Here is a 15,397-nt window from a genome sequence, read left to right as displayed (position 1 = left end):
TCGCGTGCTTCAGCATGTTGCGATACTCGTCGCCAACCACGAGGGTCGCTACCTACAGCGAATCCGGGCCGAGCGACGTGAGGAGCCAGTCAATAGTCTCGATCCGACAGGTAGCCGGGAAGTCTGCGGCGATCGGGGACCTGCCACGGGCGGTCACTCTCCACTTGATCTCCGATATGGCCTGCTATCAAGCCCCCTGAACACCAACGAAAGGTTCACTAAACGATGCCACGCCTGTTCACCAAGCCGACGTCCGACCACACCGCGGTTCAACTACTACTCCGCGCTGCCATCGGCGGCACCATGATCGCGCACGGCGTCAAGCATGGTCGCAGCCTCGAAGGCACCGCCGGTTGGTTCGGCTCCATCGGTTTCAAGCAACCCAAAATGCAGGCCCAAGCCTCCGCCGTCGTCGAAGTCGGCGCAGGTGCTGCCATCGTCGCCGGCGCCGGCACCCCGCTGGCCGCGGCCGCTGTTGTCGGCACCATGGCCGTCGCAGCGCGGTCGGTTCATCTGCCGAACGGCTTCTTCATCACGTCCGAAGGCTGGGAGTATGTCGCCAACCTGTCAGTGGCGGCCATCGCCCTGGCAGCAATCGGACCGGGTCGCTTGAGCGTTGACCGAGCGCTCGGAGTCGACGCCAAACTCAGCTCCGGCCAGGCGACCGCCGTCGCAACCGGCCTCGGATTGATATCCGCCGCGGCGCAACTGGCGGCGTTTCACCGCCCGCAGTAATCTGAACCTCCCCAGTTTGAGTGGACACCTGAGATAGCGGGACAGAGGGTCCTGCTGGAAGGATGTCTACATTTCCAGGACGCGTCGGTCGTTTACGCCTGGGTTCAAGGTGGAGGCTGTGGTTCCTCCGGAATCGTGGAGGACTCCTCTATACGGCTTCGGGTTCGGTCAGCGCGGCGTTCTCGTAGTCGACGGGACTCACCATCCCGATCGCGCTGTGCGGGCGCTGGTGGTTGCAGAAGCCGTAGCACCAGCCCAACACCGCGGCCTGCGCCTCCATGAGAGTATGGAAATCGTTGCGTGACAACACTTCCCACTCCAACGATGAAAAGAACTCCTCCGCTGCGGGGTTGTCGAAACACGATCCGACACGCCCCATCGACTGCCGGATACCCATCCGTCGGCACAGCTTGGTGAACTTCTTCGCGGTGTACGTGGACCCTCGATCGGTGTGGAAAATCAGCTTCTGCGCATCGTCATCACGCCATATCGCCTGCTTACCGCCCCGCGTGGCGACCGCCATCTCGATGGCCAGACACGCCAGCGCCGCATCCGGGTGGCGACTGGTGGCCGCACCCAGCAACCGACGGCTGTAGAGGTCGATGACCGTGGCCAAATACAGCTTGCCCGCCGCGGTCGGGATCTCGGTGATGTCGCCGACCCACCGCTGATCGGGGCACTGAGCAGCGAAATCGCGGCACAACAAATCGGGGACTTCGGGGCGCTCTTGTCCTGGCGGGTCAGCCCGTTGCGCCCACTGATCCGCCGCGCCACCAGGCCCTGGCGGCTCATCGACTCGGCGACGGTCTTCTCTGACACCGTCCGCCCCTCAGCACGCAAATCCGCATGCAACCGCGGTGACCCGTGCAGCCCGCGGGCCTTGTCGAAGGCCACTTTCACCGAGCGGTCGATGGTGTCTCTCCGGTAGTCGCGTGTGGTGTGTAAACCCGTTGCCGCGCCTGGAGATTGCGCCCTTTCATGCCATTTGTAGAACCTGGCCTCACTGACCTCGAGCAGTTGGCAGGTCACCGCGTGTGGCACTCGGTAGTTGGTCGGATGGTCGGCGATGAAGCGTGCCACGCTCACTTCGTCGCCTCCTTGACACCCGACCACCGATCGCTTGAGGACATCACGCTCCATCCGCAACTCGGCGACCTCCTCGCGCAGCCGTTTGAGCTCGACGGCGTGGTCTGCGGTCAGCTCACCGCGGCCCTCTCGCTCGGCGCGCGCCCGCTTGACCCAGTTGCCCAACGTGCCCTCGTTGATCCCCATGTCCCGGGCGACCTGAGCGATCGGCTTACCTGTCTCTTCGACGATCCGAACAGCAGCCAGAAATGGCACGGCGGCAGACTCGTGAGCTCACGCCACACAGACTCACTCGCGATCTTCGTACGTTTCGGGTGACGACGCTCTCACGAGTTGGGGCAAGCGATCACCAGTCCGCGTGGTCGGCGGCGTCAGCCGACCCCTTAGCTATGGCTGCGACCTTCCGCTTGATGACGGGTGCTCGTCGAGCTTCTGCCCCATATTTGCGCCCAATGGGGCGCGAGAATCCGACCCTGATGGAGGACCGGATCAAGAGAGAAAACTCTCTGACCTGGGAAACTAATGGTGGCCAGGGCCGGGATCGAACCGGCGACCTTCCGCTTTTCAGGCGGACGCTCGTACCAACTGAGCTACCTGGCCGGACGGCACCCGAACCGAATGCCAATCGCAAGAGACTTGCGACCCTGACGGGACTCGAACCCGCGACCTCCGCCGTGACAGGGCGGCGCGCTAACCAACTGCGCCACAGGGCCATGTTCTGTTGTGCACACTTCCTCCGACCCGCGAAGGTCTGAGCAAGCGTACCCCCTACGGGATTCGAACCCGCGCTACCGCCTTGAAAGGGCGGCGTCCTAGGCCGCTAGACGAAGGGGGCCGGTTCTCCGTGAGGAGGTCTCCGTTGGGAGCCGACTCAGCTTAGGACACTCTCTCGACAATTCACAAATCGTGAGGTCGGAGGTGGTTTCGTCGTCATCGGTGCGGTTCTGGTCCGAAGTGTCCGTAGTGCGGTCGAAAACGGCAACCCTTCACTGAAAACGATTCCGCGTTCATGATAGGCAATAGGGATGGGGGAACAACTCTTCGTGCGTCCGGCGGCCCCATCGGCCGATGGACAGACGGCGTCGTTCGACGGCGCTGCCATCCGGCGGTTCGTCGCACGGCACCTGCTCCCGATCCGGACGACGGAGCTCGACGCCGACGACGCCCCTACTGTCGACGGGCAGTACCGGGTCAATGGGACGACCTACGTCGATCGGTCCGGTATCCGGGTGGACGTCGGTCCCGAGGCGATTGTCGTCCATGACTCCGGAGTCGCGGCCGAACAGACGATCTTCGCCGCCCTGACCGAGATCGGCGGCATCGCGATCGATCCGGAACAAGCACTGGCGATCAGCTGCGACGCGACCTGGCTCGACGCCACCCGCAGTCCGATCGACACATTGGTCGTGGTGTCCACCGCCACCGAATTGAGCGCGGCGATGCGCGCGCCCCAGCCACGGTCGGGCATCGTCGACGGCCGGCGGTGAGCACGGACGCCGACGACGCACCGGCACGGCCCGGCGACGATGCCGTCGGTGATGCCTGTAAACTCGTCGTCGCCCTCCTCGCAGGGCACGCCCCTATAGCTCAGTTGGTAGAGCTACGGACTTTTAATCCGCAGGTCCCAGGTTCGAGCCCTGGTGGGGGCACGTACGCCGCCTCGTAAGGGCGGTTTTCGCTGTTCGAGACCGCTCCCCCACGTAGGTCGCCCCGCCATCACCCCGACACGCGGCGCCCGTGGCGAGTGTCGGGGTTTGCGTCGCCACCACCCACGACAACAAGCGCGTCCGGCTCACCATCGGCCACCTGCCCGCACAGAGCGTTGGCCGTCACCCATCAGCCGACCCCTGAGAACCGGATCGTCACGCCCGGTATGCGCGCGCGAGTACGGTCGCGTCCACATCGCGGTTGATGCTGCCCGGGGCGGCTATGAGGCCAGTCGTGCTTGATCGGCTCCGGGCGTGTTCGATGCCAGCTCTCGCGATCGACGAGGGCCTCCGTCCATGCCTCGTCGGGGATGTCGCAGAGTTCGCATGCCCGATCGACCGCCGTGAACCAGCCCCGGAAACGGAAGACCTGAGTCCCAGCCCTCCATGCATTTCATCCGCGCATCGAAGATCCGGCGCATCCCGAAGATCGGCCCCCTGTCGAGCCACCGCAAGGGACCGCCTTCCAGCAGCAGATCTCCACGAGAGTTGACCGAGACGTCGACCTGGGTCAGCATCTCCGGACCGTCACCGAAATAGTCGGTGATCCCCGCCGAGGCGGCGACCTTGACCGAGTTGAACCTCGTGGGTCCCGCCGAGTACTCGAAGGTGCCAGGATCGCCAGACTTTCCCGTTCCAGCTCGTCGCGGTAGCAATAGTGGGTCTCTGCGAACGGAACCATCCGGCTCGACCGGCTGCCGCGGCGTTATCGAATCGTTGCACATTCCGTCGCGCACTCGTCGACGACGATGCCGGAGGCGAGGTCCTCGTCCATGCCCAGGCCGTACCCATTGCTGGACTCCGGGGCCTCGATCCGGTCGTCCGAATCGTGTTATGACGGTTCGCCGCCAACGAAATGCTCTGGCCGAGTGGACAAATGGACGCCTCCGGCGCACTCGCGTCGGTGCGTGCGCCGACCCTGCTCATCGTGGGTGGGCGTGACAAGCGCGTGCTGATGCTCAACCGGCAGGCGCAGCAGGCCATGACGGCCGAGTGCCGGATCGAGGTCATCCCCGGTGCCACGCACCTCTTCGAGGAGCCCGGCACGCTGGAGAAGGCCGCGGAGTCGGCGCGTGACTGGTTCTCGACGCACCTGGCCCGGTGACATCAACCAGGCCGGAACTGCGCGAACACGCCGCCGCGCCGGTTCATCAGCGCCTGCTCAGTGGACTCGGGAGGTCTCGCGCCGCGCCCACACCGATTTCTCCGCCGCGACCACCAGGCTCGCCAGGACGGCGATGCCGACGATGCGCAGCCAGACGCCGACATCGAGCGGCGCGGTCTGGAAGACGGTGTTCATCACCGGCAGGTAGGTGATCGCGAGCTGCGCGATGGCCTGCACGGCGACGCCGACGACAAGCCAGCGGTTGGTGAACGGACCGATGCGCCAGGCCGAATGCGTCAGCGAGCGGCAGCTGAACAGATAGAACGCCTCGACCACGACGAACAGATTCAGCGCCGCCGTACGCGCCTCGGTCAGCGTGGCGCCGTGGGCCTGTTCCCATTCGAACAGCGCCCAGGACCCGGCGACGAGCAGACTCGACACCAGCAGGATCCGTCCGACGAGAGCCCGGGTCAGCAGCGGCTGCCTGGGGTCGCGTGGTGGGCGGGTCATGATGCCGGCCTCCTTGGGCTCGAAGGCGAGCATGAGTCCGAGCGCCACGGCCGTGGTCATGTTGATCCACAGGATCTGCGTGGGCAGGATCGGCAGCGCCGTCCCGAGAGCGATCGCCACCAGGATCACCAGCCCCTCACCGATGTTGGTGGGCAGCGTCCAGGTGATGAACTTGGTGAGGTTGTCGAACACGCCGCGACCCTCTTCCACGGCCGCTTCGATGGTGGCGAAATCATCGTCGGTGAGGATCATGTCCGCGGCGTCCTTGGCGACCTCGGTGCCTCCTCGACCCATGGCGACCCCGATGCTCGCCTGCCGCAGCGCGGGTGCGTCGTTGACGCCGTCGCCGGTCATCGCGACGATGTGTCCTCGGCCCTGCAGCGCCTCGACCAGCCGCAGCTTCTGCTCCGGTGAGACCCGGGCGAAGACGTCCGCGGCGTCGACGGCGTCGGCGAACTCCTCGGGGGCCAGCGCCGACAGTTGCGCACCGGTCAGGACCATCTGCCGGTCGGAATGGTCGCGGTCGAGCACCCCGACGCTGCCGGCGATGGACTCGGCGGTGCGGGCGTGGTCGCCGGTGATCATCTTCACCGTGATGCCCGCTGAATGACAGGCGGCCACCGCCGAGGTGGCCGCCGCCCGCGGCGGGTCGAGCATGGCCTGCAGACCGGTCAGCGTCAGCGTGCCCCGCAGCCCATCCTCGGTGAGGTCGGCGTCGCCTGCGGGGCTGCGCATGGCGGTGGCCAGCACCCGCAGCCCGTCGGCGGCGAGTGCGTCGGCGGCCCGCAGGACTGCGCCCCGGTCGATCGGTCCGCGGGAGCCGTCGGCGTGCATCTCGCTCTCGCAGAGGTCCAAGACGCGTTCGACGGCACCCTTGACGAGCACGACGCGGTCGTCGATGTCCGAGCCGTGCGCGGTCGCCATGTACTGCCGCTCGGAACTGAACGGGATCGTCGAGACACGGGGCAGCCGGACACCGACATGGTCGGTGGTCAGACCGGTCTTGGCGGCGACGACGAGCATGGCCGCCTCGGTGGGGTCCCCGGCGATGTCCCACCGCTCGTCGTCGTAGGTCAGGGAGGCGTCGTTGCACGCTGCGCCGGCCAGTAGCGACCAGCGCAGCGCGGCGTTCGCCTGCACCGGGGCCGGCGTGCCGTCTCGGTGGCGGATCTCGCCGTCGGGGGTGTAACCGGAACCGGAGACCTCCACCGTCGTGTCGGGTGTCCAGATCTCGCGTACCGTCATCTGGTTCTCGGTGAGGGTGCCGGTCTTGTCGGTGCAGATGATCGTGGTGCTGCCCAGGGTCTCCACGGCGGGGAGGCGCCGGATGACGGCCTTGCGCCTGGCCATCCGGGACACTCCGATGGCCAGGGTGATGGTCACCGCGGCGGGAAGGCCCTCCGGGATCGCGCCCACCGCGAGCGCGATGGCCGCGGTGAAGGTCTCCACCGCATCCTGTCGGCGCAGCAGTCCGATCGCGAAGGTCGCCGCCGCCAGCGCCAGGATGCCGACGGTCAGGATCTTGCTGAACCAGGCCAGCTTGGCGGTCAAGGGGGTGTCGAGCACCTCGGCGGCCCCGACGAGCCGGTGGATCTCGCCGATCTCGGTCTCCGCGCCGGTGGCGACGACGACACCCACACCACCACCCGAGGTCACCAGGGTGCCCGAATAGGCCATGTTGCGGCGATCGGCAACCGGCGTCGTCTCGGGCAGGACGATCTCGTCCTTCGACACCGATCCCGACTCGCCGGTCAACGCCGACTCGTCGACCCGCAGTTCGGTCTCCCTGAGCAGTCGCATGTCCGCGGGCACCTTGTCTCCGGCCTCGACCCGCACCAGATCGCCGGGCACCAATTCGTCGGAGGCCACGACCTGTTCGCGGCCGTCACGCACCACGGTCGCATCGGTGTGCACCATCGCGCGCAGCCCCTGCAGCGCCGCCTCCGCCCGGGACTCCTGGATCAGCCCGACGACGGCGTTGACGAGCACCACGCCGAAGATGACCGCGGAGTCGATGTACTCGTGCAGGGCCGCGGTGACCGCACCCGCCACCAGCAGGACATAGATCAGCGGGTGGTGGAACTGACGCAGAATCCTGAGTAGCAGACCCGCACCGCGCGGTTCGGGCAGCGCGTTGGGGCCGAACTGCTCCAGGCGCTCGCGGGCGGATGCGTCGGAGAGTCCTCGGTGCGCATCGGTCTCCAGCAGCAGCACCACCTCATGGCCGGGGAGCACGTGATGCGAGTTCGGTGCGGCGTCGTCCGGTGCAGTCATCAGATCAGTGCGGGGACGACGACCGGCGCTGCGGTGACCGCGGTATCCACTCCCTCAACAGTGCCAGACCGGACACATCGTCGCAGTTCGCCCGCCCCACAAGCCTCGAGGCAGCCGCCGAGCGGCCACAGCTGATGGGCTTCGTCCGTCACGGCCATCGAGCCGACGGGTGCGTGATCGCGGATCATCGAGGGCGCGAATGCCGCCGCGCGGTGCGTTCGACTGGGCGGGGTCTGCGTGGGGGGCGTACCCGCGGGGGTGCGGATACACGGTGGTGGGGGCAACGGGCCCACCTGGAACCGCAGCAGGCCGCGAGCTGATCAGCGCGCGACGACCGGCGGTGGCACGTAGGTGTTGTTGGCCGGACCCGAGCCGGGGATGACACCGTAGAGCCGGAGCATCACGTTGAACGGTCGGAACCCGACCGGCAGCCAATTGGCCTCCGGCACCCCGGCCGGCTTGACGCGCGCGATGTGGATCGTGATCGATCCGTCGCGATTGCGGACGAGTCCGGGAGTGTAGCCGGCGACCAGGTACTTGTCGGCGGCGTTGGGGATCAGCTCGATGGAATTCGGTGTGTACGCGGTCAGCGACCAGAAGCGGGAGGCGTCGGGGATCGCGTTGGCCGGGAACGTGAGGGTGTACCCGCCCGGCCGATTGCCGTCCAACGGTGCACCGTTGCCGTCACGGAACGCGTGATAGTAGGCGGCCGTGGAGATCCCGTTACCGAACTGGATGAACTCGTTCAGCGACGCGCGGTCGAGGACGTTGTTGCCCCACTTGCCGATGTTGGTGAAGTGAATCCAGTTGTTGCGGTCCCGATTGCTGAGGTAGTTGCCGATGATGGCGGCGTGCGCGGCCCTGGCACCTGATGAGACCGCGGGCCAGACGGCCGGGTCCGCGCCGCCGGCGAACACACGGTTGAACGCGTCGGCGAGGGCACGATGACGCGGCGCCAGCGGTGGTACCCGCAACCCGTCGCCCACGGCCCGCTGCGTCTGTCGCAGGAACTCCACCGGAGCGGTGTTGATGAGCGTGTCGGCCATCGTCTTCACCGGCAATGCGAACTCGGCCACGGAACGGACCGCGGTGGCGCCGCCTTGCGGGTTGGCACGCCAGGCGCTCAACGTCTGCATCTTCAGCGCCGCCCGGAACCTGCCCGCCTGCGCAGTCAGATCGCGGTTGTCGCTGAACCGGTCTGCGCGGAAGATCAGGATCATGAAGGGGTGCTGGAGGCGCACCCGGGTGACCCCCGCCGGCAGTCCGCCGCGGTAGCCGGGTGCCACCAGGCCGTAGACCTTGGTGGGTGTGTTCACCCCGGCCTGCTTGGACGGGATGTCGACCGGGTAGGTGTTGCCGAAGGCGTCGAGCAACAGCACCGAGTAGCTCGCCGGCGTGCGCGGTACGGTGACCATCACCGGTCCGCCGGAGGTGTCCACCGGCGAGCTGGCGTACAGCGTGTCGTTGTTGATCGCCACCACCCCCTGGTAGAGGGGGTTCACGATGTCGGGGCCGATCAGCCGATTGTGCGGTGCCACATCGAACTGCAGCTGGGTCAGCCACAGGGGATAGAACGTCTCGACGTAGCGTTTGGTCAACGCGCTGATCGTCTCCGCGCCGGCCGGGGCGGTCACCGTGGCGAGTGGCAGCAGGGCAGCAGCCATGGCGATCACCAACATCCAGATGGTCTTGCGTGCAACGGCTTTCGGAGCAGTCATGATGGTCTCCTACCGAGGGATACTGCTGTCGCCTTCACCTGCGCATCCGCCATCCACTACCCCGACGGCAGCTATGAGCCTAGGCTTGCCCCGAGCGTTTCACAGCATTTTCTCAGATTTAGGTGCGCGGGCTTGGGTCATCGGCCCGGGCGTTGGCGCTGATGGGCGCTCTCGGACAGCACTACGTGCTGCACGCCTTCACTCCGCAGGCCCCAGGTTCGAGGCCCGGGTGGCGGCATCACCGTCCCGACGGCCCGACCGCCGATCTCGCCGTTCGTCCTGCGCCACGCGCGTCGGACGGCAACGTCCTTCGCTTCCCCTCATGTGACGAAACGTTAAGTATCCATGACCATTCGGTTGGCTCGGGCCCGTGACCGAAGGATCGTTGCTAACGTTGCGATCCATGACTCAGCCGCCGTCAGAGCAGCCTGACCCGGACCACCAGCAGCCATCAACTCCAGGAGATGGCCAGCAGCCACCATCGCCCGAGTATGGCCAGCAGCCACCACCCCCTGGCTACGGGCAACAACCTCCGCCACCGGGCTATGGGCAACAGCCACCGCCCCCTCCCGGGTACGGACAGCAGCCGCCACCGCCGCCACCCGGCTACGGACAACAACCTCCGCCACCGGGCTACGGCCAGCAACCCCCGGGCTACGGCCAGCCCCCTCCCGGGTACGGACAGCCAGCGCCTCCCCCTCCGGGTTACGGCCAGGCGCCGCCACCCGGGATGCCACCGGCCGATCCCACAAAGGTCGATGTGGGCCGGGCGTTCTCGTGGGCGTGGGGCAAGTTCAAGAACAACGTCGGCGCCACGATCCTGCCGGGCCTCGCAGTGTTCGCACTGCTCCTGGTCGCCCTACTGCTCAGCATCTTCAACGCCGCAATCTTCGGCACCACGGAGACCACCACCTACGGCTCGGGCAGCGGCTACACCTATGAGATCACCACCGAGTCGATGGGGGCGGGCGGCTGGATCATCTTCGGCCTGATCCAACTCGTCGTCTACGTGGGCATCCTCTACCTGATGGCCAGCATCATCTCGGGGGCGATCCGAGTTGCCAACGGGGAGGCCGTATCCGCCAAATCGTTCCTGGTCCCCATGCGATTCGGCCCGGTGTTCCTCACTGCGATCCTGGTCGGCATCATCTCGGCCATCGGGTATGCGCTGTGCATCATCCCGGGTCTGATCGCCGTATTCTTCCTGCAATTCTCGGTGGTCGCGACGATCGACAGATCACTTTCCCCGATCGATGCGATGAAGGCATCCTTCGAGCTCGTCAAGACCAAGCCTGGCGACTCATTTCTCACCCTGATCGTCGCCTGGGCGATCAATTTCGTCGGCGCCATCCTCTGCTACATCGGACTGATCGTCAGCGCACCTATTGCGGCTTTGTATTACGTACATTGCTGGCGCACACTCAACGGCGCGCCGATCGCCCCACCCGACCCCGCGTAACCCCCTCTCGACCAAGCGTTTCCGCGCCGCCGTCGGCGCGCTGACTTCACTCCCTCGTTCCGTTCACGCTCCCTCGATCGATGCAGCGATGACGAGACGAGGGAGCGAAGATCGTTCGGAATTCATTGCGATGGACATTGTGATTTCGGGAATCCGCACAATGTCCGCAGGGTGACCGAACAAGATCGGCGGAGAATTGGCGCACAACTTCGGTCACGACGTGATAAACCTGTGCACGACGGCCTGGTTCACCGCAACGCTCCGTCGCAATCGGGCTGTCGAGTCGTCCGACCGTCTCGAGGAGTCCAAGTGCGTCGTGCCCTGAATTCGATTCTGATGTCCGGCATGGCAATTGCCACTGCCGGTGCCGTCTATGCCGGTACTGCCGTGAGTCCGATCGCCGCCAATCCACCCCCCGTTCCGCCACCGATCACCGCAACCGAAGTGGTGTCCACCCACGTCGTTCCGACCGCATTCGTGAACCCGTTCGTCACCTGGGGCGAGTTCATCGGGGACACCGCCGGAAACATCGGCAACATCGGCCGACTCGCCCTGTCGGAGCCACCCCCGATCATCATCAAGGTCACCGGAAATCAGATCGCCAACATCAGGTATCTGATCCGTGCCGGTGCAGGCAATGTCGCCGCGCTGGGCCCCGTGATCGCCAGTATCCCCGGCGCACTGCGCGACGGCGTCACCTACCTCATCAACGGTGAGCTCGTGCAGGCCCTCGGCGCAGTCCTTGCACCTGCCGGTCAGGCGGCCCGGATTCTGCTCGTCGGCACGGCCGGCGCGTTCGCAGCCGTCGGGGCCAACATCGTCGGCAACGCCGTACGCGCGGGAGCGCTGGCACTGTTGTTGGTGGCGCCGGCGGTACTCGGCACGGTCGCGTCGGTCGGCATCGTGGCGGGCGCCATCAGCGTGCGATTCCTCGGCTCACTCGTCCTGGGCAATTGGCCCACTGTGATCAGCGAGGTCCTCAATGCACCGCCACGTCTGCTCGACGCCGCACTCAACGGGGTCGAGGGCAATCTCGGCTTCAGCTTCTCGCTGCCGATCATCGGGTCCGTGGGCGTGCAGGCCACGCTGGGGCTGCCCGGTCTGTTGGGTGGTAACCCCACCGGGGTGACCGTCGATGCCCCGTTCTTCCGGCCGATCGACATCATGGTCGGTGGTAACGGCGGTGTCGTGCCCACGCTGCTGCGTATCCGCAGCATCATCGCCGACGCCCTGCGGCCCATCGATCCGGAACTGGTCCCCGGCGGCGGAGGCGGCTTCGGCAGCAGCGACTTCGGTAGCAGCGACTTCGGCAGCAGCGCCGCCGGCGCGACACAGACAGCCGCGCCCGCGCTGCCCGCAGCACCGATGCCGATCCCCACACCGATCCCGGCGATCGAGCAGGGTATCGCCGATGTCCAGCATGGGGTGACCGACATCCAGCACAAGGCCGCCGACGTCACCACGGTGGTCAACGACACGATCGATCAGGTGGCGGCCGGCCTCGCGCCCGCTCCGGCGGCAGCGGGTCCGCGTCCGAGCCCCGCAGACCTGGTGGGAGACATCCAGCAGGCCTCGCAGGACATCATGTCGATCGTCACGCGGCCGGCGGCATGACAGTGACCACAGCCCGCTGACGTGAGGAAGACGACGCCGGGGTGACTCCGATACATGCGGAGCCACCCCGGCTGTCGTTCGTCGTGCGATCAGTGCCGCACCGGTGTACTTCCCAGTGGGGCAGATCGATCGGATCGGCAGGTCGTCCTCCCGGCCATGATCTCCTGAAATCAGCTTCCTGACGTCGACCCGAGGGGATATCCCCTCGGGTCGATCTGTGAGTGCGGCTTCCAGTCATGCGGTGACCGCCGCCCGTTGACGTGAGGAACACGAAGCCGGGGTGATTCCGATACATGCGGAGCCACCCCGGCTGTCGTTTGTCGCGTGATCAGTGCTGGACCGGTGGCGCCATTCCCAGGAATGCCACGATCTCGTGACCGCCCGGATTGCTCTGGATCGGCACCTCGTCCCAGTTGTTGGCGACCCACACATTGCCCGACTGGTCCACCGCCACACCGGTGTTACGAACGAGGCCGTCGAAGGCGTAGCCGGTGATCTCCGGCGAGATCGGCGCCCCGGTCCGCTTCCCCGGCGGGCACGTCCGGGCGTTGACCCCGCAGAAGTGCGACAGGCGCTTGCCGCCGAAGTTGGCGACCCACACGTTGCCGTCACCGTCGGTCGCGATGCCCCATGGCAGGGTGGCGCCACCACCGTAGAACGGCCCCGCCACCGGCTTGCCGTCCGGGCTGATCAGACTGACCGAGCCGATCGTCGACGGTGTGCTGGGACGCTCCGGGCACGGCAGCGTGACCGCACCCGAGTTGGCAACCCACACGTTGCCGTCCTTGTCGCCGGCGATGCCCATCGGCTTCTGGAACCGCCCGGTGAGCGGAGGGCGGACCAGGGTGCCGTCGTAGTCGAACACGGCGACGTTGTTGGTCTCCATCCCGGTGACCATCACGTGCCTGCCGTTGTCGACCACCCCGAAGGCCTGCTTCAGCCCGGCGTCGATGGTCCGTGCCCGTGTGGGGTCACCGCCGGGATAGAGCGTGACCGTTCCCGAGCCGCAGTTGGCCATCCAGAGGTTGCCCTTCTGGTCGAAGGTGACTCCCTGCGGCCAGTCCAGCTTGCCCTGGGTGATACCCGTGGACGGTGAGATCGGTTTACCCTGCGCGGTGAACACCGACACCGAGTTGTGCGGCGGCTGATCGGTACAGCCGGGTGCGGCGAAGCCGTAGTTGGTGGCCCACACGTTGCCCGCCGGGCCCAGCGTCACGCCGAATCCGGAGCCCGACAGCCCGCCACCCCGATATGGCGAGCCGTCGACCAGGGCGCCGTCGGGACCGAACTTGAACAGCAGGTCGCTGGCGCAGACCGGTATCCGGCGGTCTGAGTTGTAGACGTAGTTGTTGTTGACCCACAGGTTGCCCTCCGGGTCGATGGCGAAGTTGCCGGGCCCGTCGAGCAGGCCACCGCCACCGTCGAAGCGCAGCGCCAACGTCCAGGAGGTGGGCGGCAGGCCGACTCCCGGACCGAACGCCGGACGCATCTTGGCGAGGGTGAACAATTCGAGTGGCTTGTTACCCGGATTGCGGGTGATCGAGGCGAACGCCCGGAAGCTGTCCGTCGGCGCCGGCCAACCCGGAGTGGTTGCTGCCGAACGCAACGCGTCACAACCCGACGGCGCGGCGACACAGGCGGCGAGCATGTTCGACATCGAGGTGAAGGTGGCCAGCGTCGACGTCTGTCCACCGTTGGGTGAGGTGGTGATCACCCGTCCCAGCCCACCGGTGGCCAGATCGACCAGATTGGGCACCATCGACGCGGCATTGGCGACTCCCGGAGCCCTCCCGGCGATGCCGGCACCGCTGATGAACTGGGCCATCGCGACACCGGCCGCGACCGTGGTGCGTTCATTGAGGACCACTCGCCCGCTGTAGCCGGCCGGCAGAACCGTCGCGAAGGTCGGCCGGTTGCCGGGTCCCGGCGCTGTCGCCGTCAGATAGAGGACGCCGCCGCGCCCCGGGTTCTGTGACACCGGCACCGCAAAGGATCCGTTGGGCGACGAAGTCGCCCGGCCCACGACACGTGCGGCCTGTGCCGGTGTCCCCGACACCGCCGCCGTGACCACCCATCCGGCGCCGTCGCCGGCCGACGGGCGCACCGCGCCGCCGACCGAGGCGCCGGGCGCGGCGAACGCGGGGACGGCGACGGTACCGGCCGCCACCATGGTGATCGCTGCGATCAGTGGGACGACGAGCCGATATCGCATCTTTCGCCCAGCTTGTCCGGGTGGTGCGGTCGGAGAGCCGACGAAGGAGTGAGAACCCTTGGTACGCAAGGTGTAAACCGCCTTGATCCCGGCGCGTCGGGATCGCGCGCGCGACGGACGCCGTGCTGAGGAGAGCCAATTCGGTGCTCTCGCATGGTAAGCGACCCTGCGGAGGATTGCTGTGTAAACAGTGAAAGCCGCGGTGGATATCCGCCTTCGTGTGCCCACCCTGGGCAGTGACCTTCGCCCCTGCTGCCGCGCGACGACGGATTCCATACTGGAATCGTGGACGGTCGCCGGTGGGCTGTGTTCGGACTGGTACTCGCGGGCGCGATCGAGGTTGCCTTGATCCGCCTTGGGCGCGGGTATGGATCGACCCCGGCCGAACGCCACCGCATCCTGCCCGGCGACGATCTGATCTCCCGTCCCGATACCTGTACCGACCACGCGATCACCATCGACGCCGCGCCCGAACAGGTGTGGCCGTGGCTCGTGCAGATGGGCTGGGGCCGTGGCGGCTGGTACACGGCGCGATGGGTGGATCGTCTGTTGTTTCCCGCCAACGGCCCCAGCACCGATCACGTCGTCCCGGAATTGCAGCATGTCGCCGTCGGCGATTTCATTCCCGACGGCCCTCCCGACACCGAATGCGGCTTCATCGTCGAGATCGTCGATCCCGGACATGCACTCGTCCTGCGCTCGATCAGCCATCTGCCGCGGAGTTGGCGCACCTTCGCCTCGGTCGACTGGTCGTGGGCGTTCATCATCTCCCCGGCCGAAGACGACACCGGCCGCAGCCGGTTCCAGTTCCGCTCCCGATGGACCACGTCCCCGTGGTGGTTCACCGCGGCCACCTATCTCACGGTGGTGCCCGCCGACTTCGTGATGTCGCGCAGCATGCTGACCGGGCTGCGCAGCCGCGTCGAAGGGACACGCGTTCGGGCATCGCGCTGCGGGTCTCCATCCGGTGATGGATGA

Annotated in this window: 9 protein-coding genes, 4 tRNA genes and 3 pseudogenes; 7 read left to right on the top strand and 9 right to left on the bottom strand. The window is 66.8% G+C overall.

Annotation, left to right across the window (positions count from 1 at the left end; all coding sequences use genetic code 11):
• The first annotated feature begins 225 nt into the window (after positions 1 to 225).
• Positions 226 to 735 carry a DoxX family protein gene (locus NWF22_RS16350; protein WP_160904405.1) on the top strand — a complete coding sequence of 170 codons (510 nt, stop codon included), beginning with the start codon at positions 226 to 228 and terminating at the stop codon, positions 733 to 735.
• A gap of 148 nt (positions 736 to 883) precedes the next feature.
• Here NWF22_RS16350 and NWF22_RS24505 read toward each other — a convergent pair.
• The 5 genes and pseudogenes from NWF22_RS24505 to NWF22_RS16320 all read right to left on the bottom strand — a co-directional run bounded on the left by NWF22_RS24505 (position 884) and on the right by NWF22_RS16320 (position 2,656).
• A pseudogene (locus NWF22_RS24505) lies at positions 884 to 1,821 on the bottom strand (IS3 family transposase).
• A gap of 111 nt (positions 1,822 to 1,932) precedes the next feature.
• A pseudogene (locus NWF22_RS24570) lies at positions 1,933 to 2,007 on the bottom strand (hypothetical protein); the annotation flags it as partial.
• A gap of 337 nt (positions 2,008 to 2,344) precedes the next feature.
• Positions 2,345 to 2,421, bottom strand: a tRNA-Phe gene (locus tag NWF22_RS16330).
• 39 nt (positions 2,422 to 2,460) lie between these two features.
• A tRNA-Asp gene (locus tag NWF22_RS16325) sits at positions 2,461 to 2,534 on the bottom strand.
• A gap of 49 nt (positions 2,535 to 2,583) precedes the next feature.
• Positions 2,584 to 2,656, bottom strand: a tRNA-Glu gene (locus NWF22_RS16320).
• 190 nt (positions 2,657 to 2,846) lie between these two features.
• Here NWF22_RS16320 and NWF22_RS16315 point away from each other — a divergent pair.
• Both NWF22_RS16315 and NWF22_RS16310 read left to right on the top strand, forming a co-directional pair.
• Positions 2,847 to 3,308, top strand: a complete 462-nt coding sequence (locus tag NWF22_RS16315; RefSeq protein WP_160904406.1) for a hypothetical protein — start codon at positions 2,847 to 2,849, stop codon at positions 3,306 to 3,308.
• Positions 3,309 to 3,397: 89 nt separating this feature from the next.
• Positions 3,398 to 3,470: transfer RNA gene (locus NWF22_RS16310), tRNA-Lys, on the top strand.
• 278 nt (positions 3,471 to 3,748) lie between these two features.
• Here the strand turns inward: NWF22_RS16310 and NWF22_RS16305 are convergent.
• On the bottom strand, positions 3,749 to 4,252 hold the full coding sequence (locus NWF22_RS16305; protein ID WP_233752067.1) for a DUF4166 domain-containing protein: 504 nt from the start codon (positions 4,250 to 4,252) through the stop codon (positions 3,749 to 3,751).
• A 146-nt stretch (positions 4,253 to 4,398) separates the two neighbouring features.
• Here NWF22_RS16305 and NWF22_RS16300 point away from each other — a divergent pair.
• Positions 4,399 to 4,632: pseudogene (locus tag NWF22_RS16300) on the top strand (phosphoribosyltransferase); the annotation flags it as partial.
• A gap of 57 nt (positions 4,633 to 4,689) precedes the next feature.
• Here NWF22_RS16300 and NWF22_RS16295 read toward each other — a convergent pair.
• Both NWF22_RS16295 and NWF22_RS16290 read right to left on the bottom strand, forming a co-directional pair.
• Complete coding sequence (locus NWF22_RS16295) at positions 4,690 to 7,416, bottom strand: cation-transporting P-type ATPase (RefSeq protein WP_160904407.1); 2,727 nt, start codon at positions 7,414 to 7,416, stop codon at positions 4,690 to 4,692.
• A 320-nt stretch (positions 7,417 to 7,736) separates the two neighbouring features.
• Complete coding sequence (locus tag NWF22_RS16290; RefSeq protein ID WP_160904408.1) at positions 7,737 to 9,134, bottom strand: DUF1214 domain-containing protein; 1,398 nt, start codon at positions 9,132 to 9,134, stop codon at positions 7,737 to 7,739.
• Positions 9,135 to 9,537: 403 nt separating this feature from the next.
• On the opposite strand from NWF22_RS16290, the gene NWF22_RS16285 reads away from it, so the two are divergent.
• Both NWF22_RS16285 and NWF22_RS16280 read left to right on the top strand, forming a co-directional pair.
• Entirely contained in the window at positions 9,538 to 10,593 is a 1,056-nt protein-coding gene (locus NWF22_RS16285) for a YciC family protein (RefSeq protein WP_202399094.1), read from the top strand.
• A 345-nt stretch (positions 10,594 to 10,938) separates the two neighbouring features.
• A complete protein-coding gene (locus tag NWF22_RS16280) occupies positions 10,939 to 12,207 on the top strand; it encodes a hypothetical protein (RefSeq protein WP_160904410.1) in 1,269 nt (422 codons plus the stop codon).
• A gap of 328 nt (positions 12,208 to 12,535) precedes the next feature.
• On the opposite strand, the gene NWF22_RS16275 is transcribed toward NWF22_RS16280, so the two are convergent.
• Positions 12,536 to 14,419 (bottom strand): NHL repeat-containing protein, encoded by a 1,884-nt coding sequence (locus NWF22_RS16275; protein WP_233752068.1) that lies wholly within the window; start codon positions 14,417 to 14,419, stop codon positions 12,536 to 12,538.
• A gap of 285 nt (positions 14,420 to 14,704) precedes the next feature.
• Between NWF22_RS16275 and NWF22_RS16270 the strand changes: the two genes are divergently transcribed.
• The gene (locus tag NWF22_RS16270) at positions 14,705 to 15,397 is read left to right on the top strand and encodes an SRPBCC family protein (protein ID WP_160904411.1); all 693 of its coding nucleotides are present in this window, start codon (positions 14,705 to 14,707) and stop codon (positions 15,395 to 15,397) included.

The sequence above is a fragment of the Gordonia mangrovi genome (genome assembly GCF_024734075.1).
Taxonomy (GTDB): Bacteria; Actinomycetota; Actinomycetes; order Mycobacteriales; family Mycobacteriaceae; genus Gordonia; species Gordonia mangrovi.
The sequence above is the reverse complement of the archived record's forward strand: the minus strand, read 5'-3'. Positions and strand labels throughout refer to the sequence as shown.

What these genes read in the sequence shown, in the direction of transcription:
- NWF22_RS16350 (WP_160904405.1), top strand. Translation starts at nt 226, where the DNA reads ATGCCACGCCTGTTCACCAAGCCGACGTCCGACCACACCGCGGTTCAA.
- NWF22_RS16315 (WP_160904406.1), top strand. Translation starts at nt 2,847, where the DNA reads ATGGGGGAACAACTCTTCGTGCGTCCGGCGGCCCCATCGGCCGATGGA.
- NWF22_RS16305 (WP_233752067.1), bottom strand. Translation starts at nt 4,252, where the DNA reads ATGTGCAACGATTCGATAACGCCGCGGCAGCCGGTCGAGCCGGATGGT.
- NWF22_RS16295 (WP_160904407.1), bottom strand. Translation starts at nt 7,416, where the DNA reads ATGACTGCACCGGACGACGCCGCACCGAACTCGCATCACGTGCTCCCC.
- NWF22_RS16290 (WP_160904408.1), bottom strand. Translation starts at nt 9,134, where the DNA reads ATGACTGCTCCGAAAGCCGTTGCACGCAAGACCATCTGGATGTTGGTG.
- NWF22_RS16285 (WP_202399094.1), top strand. Translation starts at nt 9,538, where the DNA reads ATGACTCAGCCGCCGTCAGAGCAGCCTGACCCGGACCACCAGCAGCCA.
- NWF22_RS16280 (WP_160904410.1), top strand. Translation starts at nt 10,939, where the DNA reads ATGGCAATTGCCACTGCCGGTGCCGTCTATGCCGGTACTGCCGTGAGT.
- NWF22_RS16275 (WP_233752068.1), bottom strand. Translation starts at nt 14,419, where the DNA reads ATGCGATATCGGCTCGTCGTCCCACTGATCGCAGCGATCACCATGGTG.